At 48.0% G+C, this 19,472-nt stretch carries 23 protein-coding genes and 1 pseudogene; 22 read left to right on the top strand and 2 right to left on the bottom strand.

Features of this window, described 5'->3' with window-relative positions; genetic code table 11:
- Positions 1-43: 43 nt before the first annotated feature.
- Together R7E00_RS05870 and R7E00_RS05875 are read right to left on the bottom strand one after the other, a co-directional pair.
- The gene (locus R7E00_RS05870) at positions 44-1,072 is read right to left on the bottom strand and encodes a phage portal protein (RefSeq protein WP_140098602.1); all 1,029 of its coding nucleotides are present in this window, start codon (positions 1,070-1,072) and stop codon (positions 44-46) included.
- Positions 1,069-2,844, bottom strand: coding sequence for a terminase large subunit domain-containing protein (locus R7E00_RS05875; RefSeq protein WP_140098600.1), 1,776 nt, complete (start codon positions 2,842-2,844; stop codon positions 1,069-1,071). Before R7E00_RS05875 ends, R7E00_RS05870 begins: the two co-directional genes overlap by 4 nt.
- A gap of 166 nt (positions 2,845-3,010) precedes the next feature.
- On the opposite strand from R7E00_RS05875, the gene R7E00_RS05880 reads away from it, so the two are divergent.
- The 22 genes and pseudogenes from R7E00_RS05880 to R7E00_RS05985 all read left to right on the top strand — a co-directional run bounded on the left by R7E00_RS05880 (position 3,011) and on the right by R7E00_RS05985 (position 19,472).
- Positions 3,011-3,868: a GPO family capsid scaffolding protein gene (locus R7E00_RS05880; RefSeq protein ID WP_045607476.1), complete on the top strand. Its 858-nt coding sequence runs from the start codon at positions 3,011-3,013 to the stop codon at positions 3,866-3,868.
- A complete protein-coding gene (locus tag R7E00_RS05885; protein WP_065870465.1) occupies positions 3,868-4,872 on the top strand; it encodes a phage major capsid protein, P2 family in 1,005 nt (334 codons plus the stop codon). The genes R7E00_RS05880 and R7E00_RS05885 overlap by 1 nt, the downstream gene beginning before the upstream one ends.
- Positions 4,873-4,882: 10 nt before the next feature.
- Positions 4,883-5,599 (top strand): phage terminase small subunit, encoded by a 717-nt coding sequence (gene gpM, locus R7E00_RS05890; RefSeq protein WP_065870466.1) that lies wholly within the window; start codon positions 4,883-4,885, stop codon positions 5,597-5,599.
- Positions 5,600-5,713: 114 nt separating this feature from the next.
- A complete protein-coding gene (locus tag R7E00_RS05895; RefSeq protein WP_065870467.1) occupies positions 5,714-6,133 on the top strand; it encodes a head completion/stabilization protein in 420 nt (139 codons plus the stop codon).
- Complete coding sequence (locus R7E00_RS05900) at positions 6,130-6,621, top strand: phage tail protein (RefSeq protein WP_065870468.1); 492 nt, start codon at positions 6,130-6,132, stop codon at positions 6,619-6,621. Before R7E00_RS05895 ends, R7E00_RS05900 begins: the two co-directional genes overlap by 4 nt.
- The gene (locus tag R7E00_RS05905; protein ID WP_065870469.1) at positions 6,605-7,261 is read left to right on the top strand and encodes a virion morphogenesis protein; all 657 of its coding nucleotides are present in this window, start codon (positions 6,605-6,607) and stop codon (positions 7,259-7,261) included. The genes R7E00_RS05900 and R7E00_RS05905 overlap by 17 nt, the downstream gene beginning before the upstream one ends.
- 3 nt (positions 7,262-7,264) lie before the next feature.
- Positions 7,265-8,395 (top strand): DUF2586 domain-containing protein, encoded by a 1,131-nt coding sequence (locus tag R7E00_RS05910; RefSeq protein WP_065870470.1) that lies wholly within the window; start codon positions 7,265-7,267, stop codon positions 8,393-8,395.
- A gap of 3 nt (positions 8,396-8,398) precedes the next feature.
- A complete protein-coding gene (locus R7E00_RS05915) occupies positions 8,399-8,848 on the top strand; it encodes a phage protein (RefSeq protein ID WP_065870471.1) in 450 nt (149 codons plus the stop codon).
- 12 nt (positions 8,849-8,860) lie between these two features.
- Positions 8,861-9,079 (top strand): TraR/DksA C4-type zinc finger protein, encoded by a 219-nt coding sequence (locus R7E00_RS05920; RefSeq protein WP_065302675.1) that lies wholly within the window; start codon positions 8,861-8,863, stop codon positions 9,077-9,079.
- Complete coding sequence (locus tag R7E00_RS05925; RefSeq protein ID WP_065870472.1) at positions 9,076-9,573, top strand: hypothetical protein; 498 nt, start codon at positions 9,076-9,078, stop codon at positions 9,571-9,573. Before R7E00_RS05920 ends, R7E00_RS05925 begins: the two co-directional genes overlap by 4 nt.
- Entirely contained in the window at positions 9,570-9,800 is a 231-nt protein-coding gene (locus R7E00_RS05930; protein WP_065870473.1) for a hypothetical protein, read from the top strand. Before R7E00_RS05925 ends, R7E00_RS05930 begins: the two co-directional genes overlap by 4 nt.
- Before the next feature lie 2 nt (positions 9,801-9,802).
- Positions 9,803-10,087 carry a hypothetical protein gene (locus R7E00_RS05935; protein WP_025517570.1) on the top strand — a complete coding sequence of 95 codons (285 nt, stop codon included), beginning with the start codon at positions 9,803-9,805 and terminating at the stop codon, positions 10,085-10,087.
- On the top strand, positions 10,084-10,347 hold the full coding sequence (locus R7E00_RS05940) for a putative phage tail assembly chaperone (RefSeq protein WP_047508669.1): 264 nt from the start codon (positions 10,084-10,086) through the stop codon (positions 10,345-10,347). Before R7E00_RS05935 ends, R7E00_RS05940 begins: the two co-directional genes overlap by 4 nt.
- Before the next feature lie 41 nt (positions 10,348-10,388).
- The gene (locus R7E00_RS05945; RefSeq protein ID WP_258501159.1) at positions 10,389-10,529 is read left to right on the top strand and encodes a DUF6890 family protein; all 141 of its coding nucleotides are present in this window, start codon (positions 10,389-10,391) and stop codon (positions 10,527-10,529) included.
- 11 nt (positions 10,530-10,540) lie between these two features.
- Positions 10,541-12,427, top strand: a complete 1,887-nt coding sequence (locus tag R7E00_RS05950; protein WP_065870474.1) for a phage tail tape measure protein — start codon at positions 10,541-10,543, stop codon at positions 12,425-12,427.
- Positions 12,427-12,767 (top strand): annotated as a pseudogene (locus tag R7E00_RS05955) (DUF2590 family protein). The gene R7E00_RS05950 and the pseudogene R7E00_RS05955 overlap by 1 nt, the downstream one beginning before the upstream one ends.
- A complete protein-coding gene (locus tag R7E00_RS05960; protein WP_318124414.1) occupies positions 12,767-13,954 on the top strand; it encodes a baseplate J/gp47 family protein in 1,188 nt (395 codons plus the stop codon). The pseudogene R7E00_RS05955 and the gene R7E00_RS05960 overlap by 1 nt, the downstream one beginning before the upstream one ends.
- Positions 13,941-14,543, top strand: a complete 603-nt coding sequence (locus R7E00_RS05965; protein ID WP_065870476.1) for a phage tail protein — start codon at positions 13,941-13,943, stop codon at positions 14,541-14,543. The genes R7E00_RS05960 and R7E00_RS05965 overlap by 14 nt, the downstream gene beginning before the upstream one ends.
- A 13-nt stretch (positions 14,544-14,556) precedes the next feature.
- Positions 14,557-17,415 carry a phage tail protein gene (locus R7E00_RS05970; RefSeq protein ID WP_065870477.1) on the top strand — a complete coding sequence of 953 codons (2,859 nt, stop codon included), beginning with the start codon at positions 14,557-14,559 and terminating at the stop codon, positions 17,413-17,415.
- A 159-nt stretch (positions 17,416-17,574) separates the two neighbouring features.
- Positions 17,575-18,111 (top strand): adenine glycosylase, encoded by a 537-nt coding sequence (locus R7E00_RS05975; RefSeq protein WP_140098596.1) that lies wholly within the window; start codon positions 17,575-17,577, stop codon positions 18,109-18,111.
- Positions 18,112-18,120: 9 nt separating this feature from the next.
- Positions 18,121-18,810 (top strand): hypothetical protein, encoded by a 690-nt coding sequence (locus R7E00_RS05980; RefSeq protein WP_065870479.1) that lies wholly within the window; start codon positions 18,121-18,123, stop codon positions 18,808-18,810.
- Positions 18,801-19,472, top strand: a complete 672-nt coding sequence (locus R7E00_RS05985) for a hypothetical protein (protein ID WP_025518650.1) — start codon at positions 18,801-18,803, stop codon at positions 19,470-19,472. The genes R7E00_RS05980 and R7E00_RS05985 overlap by 10 nt, the downstream gene beginning before the upstream one ends.

Genomic DNA, 19,472 nt, shown 5'->3' on the forward strand with positions numbered 1-19,472 from the left:
ATACGTCAAAAGGCTGTGTTTTTATACAGTTTTTGGGGCGGGTTTAGGCCGTATCTCCATGTATTAAATTGAAGTTAAGGCGCAAGTGCTTAGGTACCTCGGGGTCTGAATTCACCTCATCCATAATCAGCTCACACACAGGGATGATCTCATCCTTGGCGTATTCACTGCCTATCTTCGTTGGGTCACCTAAACTGGTGGTACCCTGTGGAATAATGCCTGCTTTACCGACTGGGAAGCGGTGGCCGACGAGAATGTCCTGCGCGGTAATATTTTTGATGCGCTCAAATTCATCTTTAGTGGCGATATCACCAACCGGAATCAGTTGAATCCCTTTCTCTTTGCCGTTCGGAATATTCACAAACATACTGCGGAAGTTACCCACGCCTTTAGAACTGGCGATCTTCTGCTTCAACATTTCTTCATCTTCTTCACTAAGGTTTGGGTCAGTGGCGTAGAAGATAAAGCCCATGTGTGCGCCGTTCTTATAGTAGCGACGGCGGAACAAAGTCGCGTCTTTATTCAACAAGCTGCTTTGAATGCTACCAAGATAATCCGCCAAACCGTAGATTTGCTGCTGCGGATCGTACTGAGGCAAGAAAATAACATCTTCCTTTTTATATTCGCGTTGCTGGTTGTCGCGTTCCAGAATGACGAAATTGCCGTTTTTGCGCCTGCGAAGGTACATGCCAGGTAATGGATGCAAACGAACCACACGTTTGAAACCATCGCGGATTTTAAGAAATGCAGCATCGCCAAAGGTGAAGTAATCACGGCAAAAGGCTTGGATGTGTCGGCGGCGGGTCGCACCTCCATTTAGGAAGCGTCCGGCTACGTAGTTTGCCCGAGCAATCAACAATGAACCATGATAGGCGTTGGCCCGAGCGATATCGGCTAAGCCACTGCGTGAAATAGGAGGCTCCCAATAGTCGTCACCATTGTTGTAAAACAAATCTGAATAGGTGGTCATCCAACTGTTTGAGTCGATGGACTCTGGTGAGGAGTCGATGTGATAGACCGACTCTGGCGCGTGTTCTTCTTGTTTGACTAAAGTGTTCATTTGCTCGGTCATGCTGCAGTGGCCCAGGTTGATTTAGTTGGTGTTAAGTGATCTAACGGCTCGTTGATGATGGCGTGAGAGATTGCCCAGAATGCATCGGCGTGTCCGGTCGTTTCACTGCGTTCTGCTTTAAAGGTCATGGCGTTACCGCTGGCCGTTGGGACGCGCTTAATCGCCATAAACGCCATGGCAATGTCTTTGTGATCGGCATCAAACTGCAGGCGTTTGGCTTCTACGACGTCAATCATCTTCATTACCAAGCGGTTTTTGTTTTCGTTGCTGTAGTGGATGGCGTGAGCTTCACGTGGGTATTTCTTCGAAATTAAGTCCCAAACACCGCCACCAATACCAGTGGTGTCGACGCCGATGTAAGTTACTTTGTAGCGCTGAAAGACTTTATCTATTTCCGCTACGTGATATTGGAAATTCAGCCCTTTCCAATAGTGCTTTTCTAAAACACGGAAACGTTCACCCGCGACGACAGGCGGAGCGACAACCACCAAACAGGCGTTGTCTCGGGTTCGGCTTGGGTCGTAACCCAACCAAACTTCCCGAGTGGCAAAAGGGCGTTTGTTATTTGGTTTGAAGTCTTGCCAGTGAGCGGCATCCACCATGCCTTTTTCAAGGTCAGAGAATTTGAAGACAGACAACGAGCCATCGACAAACACACACATAAACAGGTTTTTAAAATCATCATCGCTGTATTCTTCGCGCAGTTCGTCAATGTCGAATAGGTCACAACCACCATTCGCGGCATCTTCAATAGTGACAACATAACGCCACTGTTTGTCTGGGCAGAGTCGGCCACCGTCTCGGAATTCATTAAAGGTCGGGAATTCGACGTGGGCGCGAGAGTCTTTACCTTTGCGCCACTGGTCACCAGTCCAGAATGGGTAAGCCTGGTGCATTTTAGAAGACGGCGTAGAAAAGTAGGTTTTGCGCCATTTTTTATGCGTTGCCATAGCCGAAGCCAGTTTGTTCAGCTCATCGAACTTAGGGATCCAGAAATATTCATCGACATACACATGGCCGTGGTAACTCTGCGCGGTCTTGCTGTTCGTGGACAAAAAGCGCAGTTCGGCACCATTGGAGAGAATGATAGGGTTGCCGGTTAACTCGATATCTAAAAACTCTTTCGCAATCGCAATGATGTAGCTGCGGAAAACTTCAGCCTGTGCGCGTGATGCAGAAAGAAAGATTTGGTTATCACCAGTCAGAATCGCATCTTCTAAGGCTTCACCACTGAAATAGTAGGTAGCACCAATCTGGCGAGACTTGAGAATATTACGAATACGCTGTTTGATGTTGTTACGCATCGTGTGCTGGTATTTGAACAGCGATTCGTGCCAGCCTTTAAAGTCATCTTCTGTTAGGTGCTCAATGCTGTTCTTCTTACGGCTCCTTTTACGGTTGCCGTTACTGCTGCTTTGCTTTGATGAGTCACCATCACTCTTTGGTGAGCTACCTTGCGAAAGGTGTCGCTCTACTTTGGCTTTTGCATCAGCGTGAGCTTTTAACAGCTTAACGTGGTGATCGATTAGCTTGTCCATTTCCTTGAGCTGCTGATCGGTTTTCTCATCCTTATCTATCAGCACCGCTAAACGGCGGTTAATCATCTGCTCTACAGACAATTCATCCAACAACAACGCCCAGCCGAATTTCTCCGCCCAGGTATAAAGGATGCGCTCACTATTGAGGTTCAGTTGCGCTGCAATTTCTTTCGGAGGAACACCGCGCAAATAGAGCTTTTTCGCGGCTTCTCTTATTTCATCTGAATATGCCATAGCTGCATCATACGCGCCGAAAACTTACAGATGACCTAGATAAGTTCCTGAAAATTCTAGTTTTGGCAAAATCCGAATTGGTAGGAATTGAAGTGGCTGAAAGCCGTTATTCAAAGGCGTATTGTTTGCTCACACCGATATGTGAATGACAAGTTTGAGTACCAAAATGCCAAAGATTAGTGACTGGAAAATCATTGCTACTGAGGGGCCAACCGTAGACGGGCGCAAAATTACCCGTGATTGGATTGAGCAAATGGCGGCAAGCTATGACCCAAAAGAGTACACCGCGCTAATCTGGCCAGAGCACCGTCGATTTTATGGTTACGGTGATAACTGGGGCAAAGTTATTGAGCTCAAAGCGGAGGAAGAAAGCGGCAAAATGCGTCTGTTCGCGAAGTTAGAGCCGAACGACTTCATGCTCGAAGCCAACCGAAAAAAGCAAAAGCTATTCACATCCATCGAACCAAATCCTGATTACAAGGGCGAAGGACGTTGCTATTTAATGGGCCTAGCTGCGACTGACTCCCCAGCCTCCACGGGTACTTCGCTCCTTCAATTTTCTCGTCAATCTGGCGAAACCACCGAGATGAAAGCAAGCCATTTAGAAGAGGTGGACTTCTCCGATTGCTTTACACGCAAAGACCGATTTTTTGCGGCATTCAATGAATTTTTCTCTTCTGGCGATGAAGTGCCAGAAACTCCATCACAAGTAGAGGACACCGACGTGACCGAAGCGCAACTTAAAGCAGCACTGCAAGAGCAGTTTTCTACATTCAAAGGCGAGTTCAAGCAAGAACTGAAAGAAGAGTTCAACTTGCAAGACGAAACAGAAACGCCAGAGCCAGAAGAGAAGGGAACAAGCGTTGATCTGTTCTCTGCCACTCTGGACGAAAAACTAAAACCGTTAATCGAGAAAGTGAACGGTCTCGAAAACCAATTCGCTGAACTTTCAAAAGAAGTTCCGGGTCAAGAACCAGATGGTTCTGGCGCTGACGATAAATTCTCAGCTAAGGAGATGTTTTAATGCTGAACGCAATTTCAACTCAATACCTGCAAGAGTTTTCTGCAACTATGTTGACAAGTGCAGGCGCGTCAGCAGGTCAAACGATGTTTAACCTTACGCCGCCAATGGAAACTAAGCTGCGTCAGGCAATTATGCAGTCAGATGCCTTCTTGGGCATGATCGCGATGCTGCCTGTACAGCAAATCAAAGGTCAGGTTGTTGATGTTGGTAACGATGGTCTATCAACAGGCCGCGGCAACAATGAGCGCTTTAGCGTAGAAGTAGGCCAAAGTGGTAACACCTACGAGTTGGTTAAAACTGATTCTGGTGCGCACATTCTTTGGGAAACCATGACTCAATGGGCGAACTCAGGTTCTAAAAATGAATGGTTGAAGATGATGCAAAATGCCATCTCGCGCCGTTTTGCTCTCGATATTCTACGTGTTGGCTTCAATGGTACATCGGCTGCAACGGTAACAGACCCAGTCGCAAATCCACTTGGTCAGGATGTCAACAAAGGTTGGCTGACTATCGCGAAAGAGAAGAAAGCGAGCCAAGTCCTTGCTTCTGCCCAACTCGACTCATCAGGTGCAACCGCGGATTCTTACAAAAACCTAGATTCGTTGGTTCAAGACCTGATCAATACCACGATTGCGCCAGAGCACCGCCAAGACCCTGATCTTGTGGTTCTCGTCGGTTCAAACTTGGTCGCAGCAGAGCAGCACCGTTTACTGGAAGCGGCAAACACGCCTACCGAGCACAAAGCTGCTCAACAACTGGCAAAAACCATTGCAGGTAAGAAAGCCTATCAAGCGCCGTTCTTCCCAGTCGATCAGGTTTGGGTAACCAACACCAAAAACCTGCAAGTACTCACGCAGGAAGGCACGCAGTGGCGTAAGCAAAAGAATGATGAAGACACGCTTCGCTTCAAACAAAACCATATCCGTATGGAAGGTTACGCCATCGGTAACCTGAACAAGTTCGCTGCGATTGAAGCGGTGACCGTTGTTGAGCCTGCTGCTTAAGGAGTAATGCATGGTTAGCCCATTAGCAAAACAGCGTCGAAAGCTCATTGAACAGCAAGCTAACCAGTCTGTACCGGAAGTCATTTCCGGTGCAGATACCGACAGCCTGCACATCAAGCTGATTGAGTTTGAAGAAGACCGCAAGTATTTGCGCTCATTTAACGCCATCGCTGATCGAATTAAGCACAAGCGTGAAGTGCTGGTACCGAAATACAAGCCGTATGTTCAGGCTTATTTAGAAAGTGGCGAAGCGTTCGAAAACCCAATTTTTACCAACATGGTGGTTTGGCTATTCGACATTAAAGAGCTGGATGCCGCGATTGAGTGGTGCATGAAAGCCATTGAGCTAGATTTGCCTACGCCAGAAAACTTCCGCCGTGACTGGCCGACGTTCTGTGCTGACGAAGTGTTGGCATGGGCGGAGAAAGAATCTGAACGTGGTCATTCCATTGAGCCTTACTTCTCCCAGGTGTTCGATAAGGTCGAGAAAGAGTGGCGCTTGCACGAGAAGGTTCACGCTAAGTGGTACAAGTTCGCGGGTTTATACCTGATCCGAAATGAAGAAGGCCAGCCGCAAGCCACAGCTGTTGGCAACGTAGAAACATTAGAAAAAGCATTGGCTCTGCTTCAACACGCGCACGATAAGAACAGCAAAGTGGGGGTGGGTACCCAAATCAAGAAGATTGAAGCCCGTATTCGCGCCATTAACGAAGGCAAGAATCTGTAAAGACTCCTACGCCACCGCGCCTCGGCTGGTGAGGTAAGAGAAGCTAACCGGCTAACTCGATACCGTCGACCCAGTGGCTAGAGGCGCCCTAATTTAACTAATCAAGGGACCGTTATGAGCTTTGGCGGAAATGTTAACAGTGCAGTCGATATCGCCATACCAGGTGAAGGATGGCCGGATTTATCTACGGCTGAATTTCGCAGTTTACGCCGTGTTCCCCATACGTTTGATAACGACTCTTTGAACTACGCGGTGGCCATCGCCGCGCTGAATATTCAAGAACGATTAGAAAGCCTGATCGTAGATGGCGAAAAACCAGTGCTGAGCAGCCCGAAAATCATGCTCTACAAGCGTGCGGTTTATGGTCGGGCTCACGCCGAACTGATGAAAGAGTTTGCGACTCAAGACCGCCGCAAAGAAGGTGAAAGCGTGGCAACGGATGAACCGGAACAAGAGGCACGTTTTCTCGCCCAGAGTAACAAAGATGTGCGTGCGCTCCTTGGCCGCAGTGCAAATGGGATTGACTCGATATGAGCGAAACCACTTACAACAAAACCAAGCTGGAACACCTGACGGATTACATCGTCAGTCACCTGAATTCCAATGTGCTCGATAACAAAATTGATGCCTGGCAGGAAAACGGCTCCATCGTGCCAAACGGTGAAGACCGAGGGAACGGCGGTTATATCGCCTGTCACTGGAAGTACAACGCAGTGATCAGTATTGAAGAATTTCCGCACCGACTTTTGGACCCTCGCTGCTTACTTGCTCTGGTTGCCTGTTGGCTCAGCGATTACGACACCACGCGCAATGAAGATGAGTTAGGCGACCCAGACCTTTCGGTTGATGTGATCAGCAGTGAGGTAGCCGACGTTGCCATTGAATTGGAAATGATGGAGCCGATTGAGCTGATCCCTGACCCAGCGGGAATGATCACTTGGCGAGGGGAAACCTACCGAGTGCAGGCCGTTGAAATCTACACCGCAGAAGAAGCGGAGTTGGTGAATGAAGCCGCAAATTAAGGTCAATGAGCGCGATGTGCTCAACATGCAGGAAAAGCTGGCCATGCTGGCTCTGCCACCTAAAAAGCGAGTCTGGATACTGAAAACCCTTGGCCGTTGGGAAACGACCAATACCAGAAAGCGCATTCGTTCCCAAAAAGACGTTAACGGACGCGCTCTACAACCAAAGAAAGGAAAGAAGAAAGGCAAGGTTTTAAAGCGGATGGCAAAGGGCTTAACGCCTTATGTGAGAAACGCCAACCAGCTTGATTTGACTTGGAGTAATAAGTTAACCGCAAAAATCGCAGCAAGGCACCACCTTGGTCAAAAGCAAAAAATGACCAAGCGCCAAATGCAAAAGCGATGGGGCAAACCGGATTACTCAGCACCTTGTACCAAGGGGCAAGCGAGAAAGCTAAGAGAACTGGGTTACACGGTACCGAGAAAAAGCGGCAAAGGACGAAAGAAAGCCAGCTTACGTGAGTTGATGGTAACCATCACCCACGGACAAGCAGGACAGCTCATTCGAGAACTCTCTAATCAGCCAAATATCACCAGTTGGGATATTCCATTAGCAGAGCGTCAGATTCTCGGTAGTAAAGAACGTGAAGTGAACCGCCAGCTCATCAAGATATTTGAGCAGGCAAAACAGAGGAAATAACCAATGGCAACCGGAAAGGTAGAGGTTAACAATCTCAATTTGGCACAAGGCGGTATCCCTGAGATAGAACGTCACGTGCTTTTCATCGGGCGTACTGACAAGGCCGAACTGCAAGGCAAAGTGACCCGTATTAATAACATGACCAACCTTGACGAAGTTGTTGCCGATGATGCGCTTGGTCTGAACGTGAAAGCCGCCCAGCTTAACGGCAAACAAAACTGGACGGGTGCGATTGTTGGCTTAGATGCAGACGATACCTGGCAAGACGCTGTTGATCTGGCGAACCGGACTGACTCATTCGAAGGCATTGCTATTTGTGACCCAGTCACGGTCAAAACTCAGTTTGATGATATGCAGTCGAAAGCAACCGAGCTGACTAGCAAACTTGGTCGTTGGGTGTTCTTCCTCGCCGCTTGTGCGGGCATTGATTCAACCCCTGATACAGGCCAAACGTGGGCAGAGTACGAAACCGCCATGCTTGACCTGGTGAAAGATGTTTCTGCAAACCTCGTGACGCCCGTTCCTCAGCTTAACGGCAATAACGTAGGTGTACTCGCTGGTCGTTTATGTGATCGAAACGTCACGGTAGCAGACAGCCCGATGCGTGTCGCAACAGGTTCAGTCTTGAGTTTGGGAGACATGCCAACGGACAGCGCAGGGAAAGCATTAGAGATGAGTACCATCGCAACGCTAGCTGATGCACGTTACTCATTGCCGCAATGGTATGCCGATTTAGAAGGGGTGTACTGGTCGGATGCGACCACATTGGAAGCCAAAGGCGGCGATTATCAGTACCTCGAATACGTTCGCCCGGTGCACAAGCTTAATCGTCGTGTGCGTATCAAAGCGATCCGCCGTATTGCAGACCGCATTCTTAACTCAACGCCTGCAAGTATTGAGCTGAACCGCACTTACTTTCGCAAAGATATGCGTGACATGTCGAAAACGACAGAAGTCGGCGGTATTACCTTCCCTGGTGAAATCATGCCGCCAGAAGATGGGGACGTCACCATTCAGTGGGTAACCAAAACCAAAGTGTCTATCGGTTTGATGGTTCGCCCTCATAACTGCCCGAAACACATCGTGGTCAACATCGCGCTTGATCTTACTAACCCTACAGATTTGGAGGCGTAATCCATGAGAATTTCTGGCAAGAACATGCATTTCTCCTTAGGTGACTACAAGCTCAAAGCACAAAAAGTCACGTTATCGATTACCGATAATTCCGCCATCAATAAAACCTCGGGTGTGCCAGATGGTTACGTCGACGGCGATGTTGAGGCTAGTGGTGAAATGGAGCTGACCACGCAGCAATTTAACCTGCTAGGCAAAGCTGCGAAACAAGCCGGCTCTTGGCGAGGAATGCCTGATTTTGACGCGCTGTTCTACGGCAAGATTGATAAAGATGAGCTCAAAATTGAAGCCTTCGGATGTCGTATCAAAATCTCTGACCTACTTGATGCCGATTCGAATGGCGGTAGTGCATTAGTTCACAAGCTGCCGTTCGAGGTGACAAGCCCAGACTTTGTCAGCATCAACGGTGTGCCGTACCTACGTCCGGATGAAACCGAAGATTTGGTTCAATAACAAGGAGGCATGATGGCAGATGTTATCGACCATGCCTGCGGTATTGAAACCCAATTCACAGAAGTGGCGCTTGCCAACCAACTGGCAAGGGCTAAGCGAATTGAAGAACGGGAAAGCGCACATGAATGCGGCGAATGTGGCGACCCAATCCCAGAAAAACGCCGCCAAAAAGTACCAGGTTGCATCTACTGCACCCAGTGTCAAAGCGAATTGGAGCGAATGAACCGATGAATTTAGCAAAGCTCTTTGTTGAGAAAATCATGAAGCCAGTCCTTGACCACTTAGATATGGCATCCGGTGGTAAAGGCACAATGAACACTCAAGCGGCGATTAATCTGATCCTGATGATTATTGCCCATGAGTCTGGAAAGTTTACTTACTCAAAACAAGTACGTGGTCCTGCATTGGGCTTTACCCAAATGGAACCCGCCACCTTCAATTGGCTTGTTGAGTGGTTAGGTAAGAGTCGCCCTCACTTGTTGGATGCATTGTCGATGTTTGGCCCCGTTGAGCACTTAGACCCGCGTTACATGGTGATCTCGCCAGAGTTCGCAGTGGCCACCGCACGGCTCAATTTAATTCGGTTCCCAGAAGCGTTACCAGATGCTGATGACCTAGAAGGTTTGGCTCGGTACGCGAAGCAGTACTGGAACACGAGCGCAGGGAAAGCAACCGCAGGAGATTACCTGCAAGCATATCAATCGCTAATTGGAGAAGCAGCATGAGTTTCATAACTGGAATCGTTGGCAAGACATTGTTGGAAGTATTGAAAGGCCTGTTCTTTCAAATCAGTTGGTCAATCATCCTTGAACGCTTCGCCACACGTGTTGTGGTATGGGGCTTGGAAACCTTGAAAGGTCTTAGCACAAACGACGTTCTGCAAGAGACGGTTGACGACATCATCAATGCATTACAAGGCAAACGCTTAAAAGAAGTGCCACAGAAGGAATAGCGATGGATTCATCATGGATATCGGCGATTGTGGCAACGATAGCGCTGCTTATCGCCATCATCAATGTGGTTTTCGGCAGAACGGATAAAGGGCAGAACACCGCCCGAGATCATGATCGTCGTATCCATGCCAATGAGCTAGCCACTGAGCGACTGCGTGGTGATGTCGCTGAAAAGTACGCCACCAAGCACGAACTACGGGAAGCCGTAGATGATTTGAAAGATTCAATTAACGGACGGTTCGACCGTTTGGAAACCAAGCTAGATAAAGAGAGAGATGTAGCATGAGCAAGCAAATTGTACTAACGGTCGGTGATGCAGATATCACGTTCGTCCCAACAGAAGCAGATTACAACGACTACATGAACGCATTGGCACAGGGTGAAATCGTGAACTCTGCGCATAACTTTCTGATGAACACCGTTACAGAAGAAAGCAAAGAAGCCTTCCGTGAATTGACGAACGATAACCCAGGAGCAGCGATTCAGGTTGTGGGTGAAGTTCTCAAGGAATACACGCCGAAGCTACAGATCAAAGTAAAAAAATAGATGCCCTTGTTCGGGCTATGGACTCCAACGAGCTCGAACAAATGCTCACCTGGCGTCGTAAGTGGTTGCCGAGTGAGACAGACAGCGAAGAGAACCTTGCAAGGGCCATTTGGTTAGAGCGTCAGTATTGGGAAAACATGCAAGCTGCCACCGCTAACGGGGTTGCCAAGGCGTTTAGCTGATAAGGAACACGATGTTACCAGAAGCACTCAGATTTCAAGTTGGATTGATTGACCAGATTTCTAAACCTCTGGGTAATATTCAACGCAATTTGAATGATGTCACCAATACCTACCGTCAGGGTACTCATACCATGATGGCTGGCGCGGCAGGCATGGTGGGTGCTGGCTTTGCATTGCAACAAGCCTTAATGCCAGCAATTGAGATGGACAGGGCATTAGGTGAAGTGAAATCACTTGGTGTTGCCGATGACCAACTAAAAACCCTTACCCAAACCGCAATGAAGTTTTCGGTTGAATACGGTAAGTCGGCCACTGAATTTGTGGCGGCTTCGTATGATATCAAATCTGCTATGGGAGATATGACAGGCGATGAACTGGCGGGTGTCACAAGAAGCTCGGCTATTTTAGCCGCTGCGACTAAAGCAGATACAGCCACCATTACCAACTACATGGGCACCATGTACTCGGTTTTTAAAGACCAAGCCGATCGGATTGGTAAAGACAACTGGGCTGAACAAGTGGCAGGTATGACCGCAAAATCTGTCGAGAGGTTCAAAACCACGGGTCAAGGCATGTCGGATGCGTTTAAAGGTGTTGGCGCATTAGGTAAAACTCACGGCGTAGCCATTCAAGAGCAAATGGCCGTGCTTGGCCTACTACAAGGCTCTATGACTGGTAGTGAAGCGGGGACTCGTTACAAAGCTTTTATGAACGGTGTTGTCAAAGCACAAGACAAGCTTGGTATGTCGTTTACCGACAATAACGGAAAAATGCTGCCCATGTTCGACATTATGTCGAAACTACGCAACCAATTCGGTGATTTAGATTCACTGGAAATTGATCAGATTAAGCAAGCTTTCGGCTCGGATGAAGCCGTGCTGCTTATCACCGACTTGATAGGCAAAACGAATGAGCTGCAATCCAGCGTCAAAGACCTAAATGATGCTAGTAACTTAAATACGGCAATTAACATGGCCGGAGCGATGACCGACCAATGGGAACGACTCGAACAAGGCGTGTTTGCAGTTCGCACTGCTTTTGGTGCCGCGTTGTTGCCTTCTCTCTTGCCTGTGATTTCAAGCTTGGCTGATGGTGCGATAGAAATCATCGAATGGACAGAGATGTTCCCGAACCTGACCAAGTACATTGGTTTTGCTGCCATGGCGATTTTAGGTGCAGCAGCAGCAGGTGGTGCTTTTACCTTAATGATGGGTGTAGGTAAACAAGTCATGGCGACTTATATGCTCACCATGAAGATGTTTACAGGGGTGAACTTTTTACTAACTAAAGGAATGGCAGCGCTTCGCGTTGCAATGCTAGCGGTAAACATCGCAATGATGGCGAACCCAATAGGATTCATTGCTGGTGCTGTCGTTGCCGCAATCGCCGCAGTCGGTGCGCTGATCTTCTACTGGGATGATCTGAAAGCCTCGTTTGGTGACACAACCTGGTTCCAAGTACTAGAAGGGGCAATCACTTTAATCACACTTCCATTCAGAGCCATGTTTGAGTTCATCAAGGCAGGTTGGCAATGGGTCATGAGCGGCTTTACCGACACTAGTGGATTTGCCTTTCTCGGTGATATGGCCAACTCAATTAAGGACGTTTTTTCCGGAGTGTTCAATTGGATTTCTCAGAGCCTAGCGGGAATTTGGGATTCCGTAAAAGGACTCATTGATTGGATACCAGGTTTGGGCGGTGATGATGAAGTGACTCAAGTGAAATCGAAGTCCGTTCAAAGCGCTACGCCTCGAGCACAAATTCAACCTGGAGGCGCAGCCAAGAACATTGCCAGCTATCAAACCAGCTCAACCAACTACGGCGGTGTGGCGATTTATCCAACCTACATGAACAGCCCGCAAGACATAGCGAGTGAAATAGAAATGGCGGCAGGCTAATGGCGGATTACAAATACCAGGACATTTGATTGAGAACGGGGATGTGGTGCTCGATGCAGGCCGCAACCCAATCTTGATTCAAGACCGTGCGGTGATCGCCCAAGACATCAAACACGCCATCATCGAGAGCAATTTAGCAGTGGATTTAATTGCTGAGCGAAGCCCATCAAAGAAAGCCGATATCCGCACCAGGCTGGAACTGCTTGTTGAAGAAGACGTTCGATTGGTACCAGGTACCGTGCGTTTGGATGAACCGACCGAGGGCACGATTTACGTATTTGCCGACACCATGGACTTTGGCGAGTTGCAATTAGAGATAGTGAATAACGGAGAGCGTTAATGACTGATATTCCAAAACCAGACTATTCCGAACTGGTGAAGCAATCGGGTATCCCAACCGATGAAGCAGGGTGGAAGAAAATACTCAAAGAGGAAATGGACAAAGAAGGTTCCATCATCTCAAACGACTCGCCGTTCTCTCCATTTTGGCGCCTTATTGAAGCCACGGTCGTGAAAGTCACGATGTGGCTTATCAATACTTTATTGGTTGGCTATGTCTTGCCGAATATGTTTGTTGCGACCGCCGTTGATCAATGGCTCGACCTGTTGGCGTGGCAATGCAAACTCACCCGCAAAGGGGCAACCAAAGCCAAAGGGATGATCGCTTTTCAACGTTCTGCGGCTAAAGGACCTGCGTTGGTTATTCCCAAAGATACATGGGTACAGACCGAACCGATTAATGGCACGATTTACCGAGTAACGGTGCTTGCGGATACCACGATGCCAGAAAACGAAACCATGGTGATGGCAGAAGTCGAGGCAGAGAACGAGGGCGCGGCTTACAACCTAGGTGAAGGGTATTACCACATTTTACCAACAGCCATTCCGGGTATTGGCGCAGTGACGAACCCTGCCGAATGGTTGAATGAAGCAGGGGCAGACAAAGAGAGTAATGACGAACTCCGTCTACGTATACGTAACCAATGGAGCGCAGTAGCAAGATGGCACATTGATGCGGCCTACCGTTCGCTGCTCACCAGTCGCGCAGGTATCAACGACGACAATGTTTATTTTGAGCATAACGCCCCGCGTGGACCAGGTACCGCAAACGCGTTCATTCTTTTAGATACGGGGGAACCATCGGCAGAAATGTTGGCGGATTTGAATGAGTACATCCGTGTCGAAGGTCAGCACGGACATGGTGATGATCTGCAAGTCCTCGCCATGCCAGAAACGACTCACGATATTGTCTGCCGGGTTTGGCCACTTCGTTCATTAACGATGGAAGGCCGAGACGCGTTGAAAATGAAAGTGGAGCAGTTTATTAGCGCGGCTTTCCGTGAGAACACCGATTACTCGCCAACAGTGACTAGTCCGGTTCTTCGATTCAGTTTCTCAAGATTAGGGCAAGAGCTGCATGAGCAGTTTTCAGAGATTGAATCGCTCGAATTCGATAACGCCGACATCATCAATAACTTGACGGTACCGCGCATTAATTCTCTGGGGGTGACCGTTGAAAATTCCTGAGATTAATCTGCGTTACTGGATGGGGCGTGGCGAACTGGCTAAGTTCGCACGAGCCATGCGTAACTACTGGGAACATGTGAGAGCGGCATTCGAAATGCCACTGCAGCAGCATGATCCGTTAACCGCGCCAATGGCACTGGTCAATATTCTTGCCTGGCAACGTGAAGTCGAACGCTTAGGCCAAGAGCCGGAAGCTCTGTTTCGTATTCGTGTGGCTCATGCATACGGATTTGCTCGCGACGCGGGCACGATAGCGGGGTGGGAGGAGATGTTCGCTAAGTTGGGCTATCCGCATATCACTCAAGACGAACGTTTAGCCAATGTGGATTGGGATGTCATCAGCTTAAAAATCAAAGACGGTGATTTAACCAACGTCCCTAAGTTGCTCGATACCGTCATCAGGCAATACGGCAGAACCTGTCGTCGTTATCAATACACCAGTTATGTCGAAATGCCCCTAGCGGCGAGAAGTAAGAATATTGAAGCGCAATACTCCATGTCCCACGTTAAGGCCAGGTTCAACGTTGGCATGCTTCCAAGTGTTCTGAACGTCGACTGCGAATATTACCAAGCCACAGTGAAGGGCTGAGGAACTACTAAACATGGCAAATACAACAGATAAGTCAATTTTAACCGCCGCAGGTAAAGCACTGCTGGCACAGCTCAATGCGGAAGAAAAGCCGCTTATCATCGACAAGATGATATTTGCGAATGTAGCAAACCGCCCAGAGTTCCCACAACCCGGTGATGTGGTTCCAACTAATGATATTGTTCACCAAGAGCAGGTTGAACAACGAGGTCGCCTATCCTCAGACTCGGTCATTTACAGTACTACGTTGACCAGTCATGTTGGTCCGTTTCAGTTTAACTGGACCGGGGCGTACTGCTCTGAATACGATGTATTAGTGACCATTGATCATCATGCGTTAACACCAAAGACGGCAGATGAGCCTGGTGTAGCGGGTAATACTTTGGTGCGTTCGGTTGTCCTTGAATACAAAGACATCGCGGAAATCACCAACATCAGTGTGGATGCCTCAAGCTGGCAGTACAACGCCACCGACCGTATGAAGAAAATGGACAGCGATGTAGCACAGTCCATCATCGACCAAAGTGGTAAAGATTGGTTTATCGAAGACGGCTTTTTGGTGACGACATCGGGTAGTGCGTACAACATCAAAGCGGGGGCTGGTTATGTGTCGGGCAACCGTGTCAGCATGGAGTTTGACCGCAGCGTTCAAGTGTCGAAAAAACCATCGTTTATCTACATAGATGCTTATCGTGAAGGCTCTCCGACAGGCGAGCAGATCACCGTGTTTGATTTCGTCATTACCGAGGAAGAAAAAGACAATTACGTTGACTCTTCAACGGGTAAAGATATTCAGCATTTCATATGCAAAATTGCTGAGATACACGCTGATGATAGTTTAAGCGACATTCGGCAAGTTAAGAGCAGTTTTGAATTTGATTCTGTTGAGCATGCGCTGAGAGGGGCACGAAAGTACTTTAAACCGTTTATCGGCATGAGAATCAATACAAAACGGTTTAATGCGACAATCAACCAAGCTTGGACTGTCGTAGGCCAAATGACCCCAGGTGAGTTTTGTTTACCCATTGAGGGCACTGGGCTCTTTTTGCAGGAAGCGTCAAACACAAAATATTTCGAGTCGTTTGGTGCCTATGGAAATGGTGTCGACTTAGATGACGCTGCATTTGATTTTGCTCAATCTTATGCTGGCAAGGTATTAGGCCGCTGTGACACTACATACACGGTTAGCCAGTGCTTTAATTTAACCAATACCGCCAAGTGGGATGGAGGTTGGGCGAAAATCCAACTCATAGGCAACTACTATTTTGCAACCGTTTCTAGTGGCTGCAAGCTTGAGAACTTTGATGTTGATGGCCTAGATGAAGATCATACTGCTTACCCAGTTAGTATTGCTACGCCATCAATCAATGCTCAAATAGGCGATATGATTTATCGCAACTTTCACGGTAAAACATCCACTCAAACATACCCTTTGAAAATTCCAGCTTACGGAGCGAAGAACTTTAGTGTCGGTAACCAAAAATTCTTCAACATCCTACAAGATGATGATGGTGCGGTTATTGGTAAAGGTTTCGTCGGTGGGGTTTACCTTGTTGGTGTCGATTCGGAAGTGCCGCTTGGCAAATCATATGGGACGGTGGGAGATATATATGGTGATGGCATCAAATCTGTGGATGCTGGACTGGGTGTCGTTCAAGATTCTGATTTAGTGAGAATGTATGCAGAAACCCCCGAGATAGCAGAACAGTTCGATATTACATTTGGCAACATCATCGGTAGAAACGTTTACAAACGCATCGTCAAGGGGGCTTCATTTCCTGGCGTGAAATTTGGCGATATTTGGTCCTTTAACCCGCAAGAAGAATCTGAAAAATATACCTTATTTGCGGTAGTGGAATGTTTAGGTACCGCGAAGAACCTTAAATTTGGTGATATTTATTCCGAAGGTCCTGCTGAACGAAATGTATGGATGAAAGGCAATGGTAACCAATGCGGCGATATTTTCGATGGTGCTGGGGCTTATGGCGTCATTTTTGGAGGTGCTGGAGAGCAAGCGGTTTCTTGCCAAGTGGGGAACTTATTAGGCCGTGGATTAAATGACAATTCTCCACAAGGGGCTGCTGTGTACTTTTTTAATGCGGATAAGTGTCAAGCTGGCAACGTTACGGGGCTCTTTGCTTCTACCGTTCTCACGGCCTCAGAAAATATTGGACATAACACTGTTGGAGACATTACCTGCAACGGGCGAATGGAAATCTCCAATGGTTCAACGACTGTTGGTGCCATCGATGTCGACATTACCGCGACTCCCGTCGCTGGCTCTCATTACATTCTTGGCAAAAATGCAAAGCTAACACAGGCCGAAATTATCACTGATGGTCGCGTAACGATGAGCGTTACTGGGTCCTCAGTTGATGTGGACCTAGGTAGAACAAGAATCGTGAGAGCATCCAGTCAAAATGGCGATGAAGTGAATCACAGTGTGTTCACCTCCGCTTCTGCTGCCAATGGAGTGTTGAGAGGTAAGCTCGAAATTGAAGTTAACGCGACCATCCAAGGTGCGCCATCTGGCTCTTCGGGAAGGACGCTTGCTTACTTTAGTGGATTGAAGGTAGATGATTTCGACTTATCTATGAATGTGACCGCCTCAACACGAGGGGCTACGGGTTTCCACTACTGGTTTAATGGCGTTGATGGTCAAGTGAATCGAATCGCGGTCAAGTCTGCAATCTCATTAGTGGGCTCTCAGCTAAGCGGTAAGCTTGGTATCACGAAGCTAGAAAATCTAGTTCAAGGTGGCTCTTCGGTAACCTGTACTGGAGAAGTCAACGTATTCAACATTGAGAAGCATGCTGACGCGAATGTTAATGGCTTAAACAATCAACCAATAGTTGCTAACTCGACAAGGTAACGATGATGATCAGAGAGTTAAAACAAGGGGAAAGCTATTGCTGCTGTAACGGTTGTGGTGAGTGCGAAATTGACAACGACCAATTAAGCCGCTGCTGCTCTTCTCCCGTCTTCATTTGGGACAATAATCTAGGGGTGTTGGTGGAGACTTCGAGTCAAGATGTTGAGTCTTAACGGTATACAAATCTCACTCAAGAACCTGCGCATTAGCGTTCGCCAACAGCTCGCAGGACAAGATATGTCCGGCCAGTCCTCATCGACTGACCAAGCGGAAACAGGTAACAAGGGCAAGGTGTTGGCGGTGAGTGGCATCATTCCTTTCAGCAAGTCAGAGAGCCTGAGCAATCTTTTCAATATGGCCAGTGGGCAGCAAGATAGCGCTCGCCAAATCTACCGTGTTAGCAATAAAACCGCATCGACACTTAAAGTTCGTGAGGTGAAGTTCCAAGGCACTATTCGGGCCGATGAACAAGAAAGCCTCAGACAATGGAACGTAGCGTTTGAGTTAGTTGAGCATCTTTCGGTGCCGGAGCGGGTTGAACAGCGTCAACAAGACCAACCTGCAACGCAACAACAGGTTCAAGGGGTTACGACTCCGGTTGAGTCGGGTTCGAGCGAAGAGGTTCCACCGGGTACCAGCATTGAGCTGACGGGAGTGATGAAAGTGCTTAAGGCCATAGACGAGGCCTTGGGTTAAGGGGGAATCGTGACGATAAATAACAAATTTTCCTGCCGTGCTTATCTGGGTAGTCAAAAGGTGAAAGCCAAAGACCATCGTGTTCTTTTTGATGTGAATACGCCAGCGCGTTGCACAATTAAGGTAGAAGGTTCGCCTATGGTGAACACTATTGTTGCTGTCGATATTGGTTGGGGAGATAGCATCTCTCGCGTTTTTCTTGGGTATGTTGAAAGAGTTCAACCCGCAGAAAAAGGATGGTCAGAATTGTTTTGTCGCGAACTAGCAGCGCTCCTTTTCAAACCACTTAATGTCACGCTTAGGCACCCAACCTTGATGCAATTACTAAGCGATGTAACCAACAAAACAGGGCTGCAGTTTGTGGTACCAGAAGCGGCCTACAGCAAAACATCTATCCCTTGTTTTTACAGCGACGGTAATGGCTATCGAGTGATGGACGAGCTGTCTCAAGCCTTCGGGATTGAAGATCTGTTTTGGCAGCAACAAGGCAATGGTCAGATCTACGTGGGCAGTTGGAAAGACTCTTACTGGGCTGATAAGCCGGTGACCATTCCAGACAATCTAATGACCAACCGAACTGCGTCGAAATCGGTAAAAGTTCCCGCCATTCCAAAGTTAAGACCTGGCGCAATTGTCAACGGCTTACGTTTGGTGGGAGTTGATTTTCAAGGAACAGAGGTGAAATTGACATGGACGTAAATGCAATTAAGCGGATCATCTTCCGACTGTTCCCAGAGCTGACTGGCCGTTGGCATTTACCTCGATGGGGGAAGGTCGTGGCGTTACCTGAGCTGCCAGAAGAGGGCGACATGTCCGATCGCTTTTACCCGCATTACGCCGTGGATGTTCAGCTGCTCGATGAAAAGGGTGTGGAGTTCAAAGATAAATCACCACTTCAGGCGGTACCACTTCCAATACCAGGTGTAGGTGAATACGCCGGTAGACTTGAGCCACCGGCAATCGGAAGCATTGTAGAAATCGGTTTTATGTTCGGCCAACCGGATAAGCCTTTTATTCGTTGTGTTCTGCCATTGGGATTCAAGTTACCCGCGATTAAGCAAGGCGAGAGCCGATACCAACAACGCCAAGGTGTTTACCAGTTGGTCGACGAAGAAGGTAACTTTGAAAGCAAGACCGACAAAGACAACATCACCGAATGTTTAAACCAACGCATCAAAGTGTTGGAAGACAAAATAGAAGAAATCACAAACAACAAAACCACGACTGCCAAGAAAATCATAGAAGTCGCTGACCTCATCACCATGAATGGCGGTAAAGGGGTTGTGCAAGGTGACTGCATTTGTGCTTACACAGGCAAACCTCACTCTGATTTATCATCGACAGTTAAGGCAGGTAAGTAA

Origin of the sequence: Vibrio sp. Vb1755 (assembly GCF_033338635.1) — a bacterium.
GTDB classification, from domain to species: Bacteria; Pseudomonadota; Gammaproteobacteria; order Enterobacterales; family Vibrionaceae; genus Vibrio; species Vibrio alginolyticus.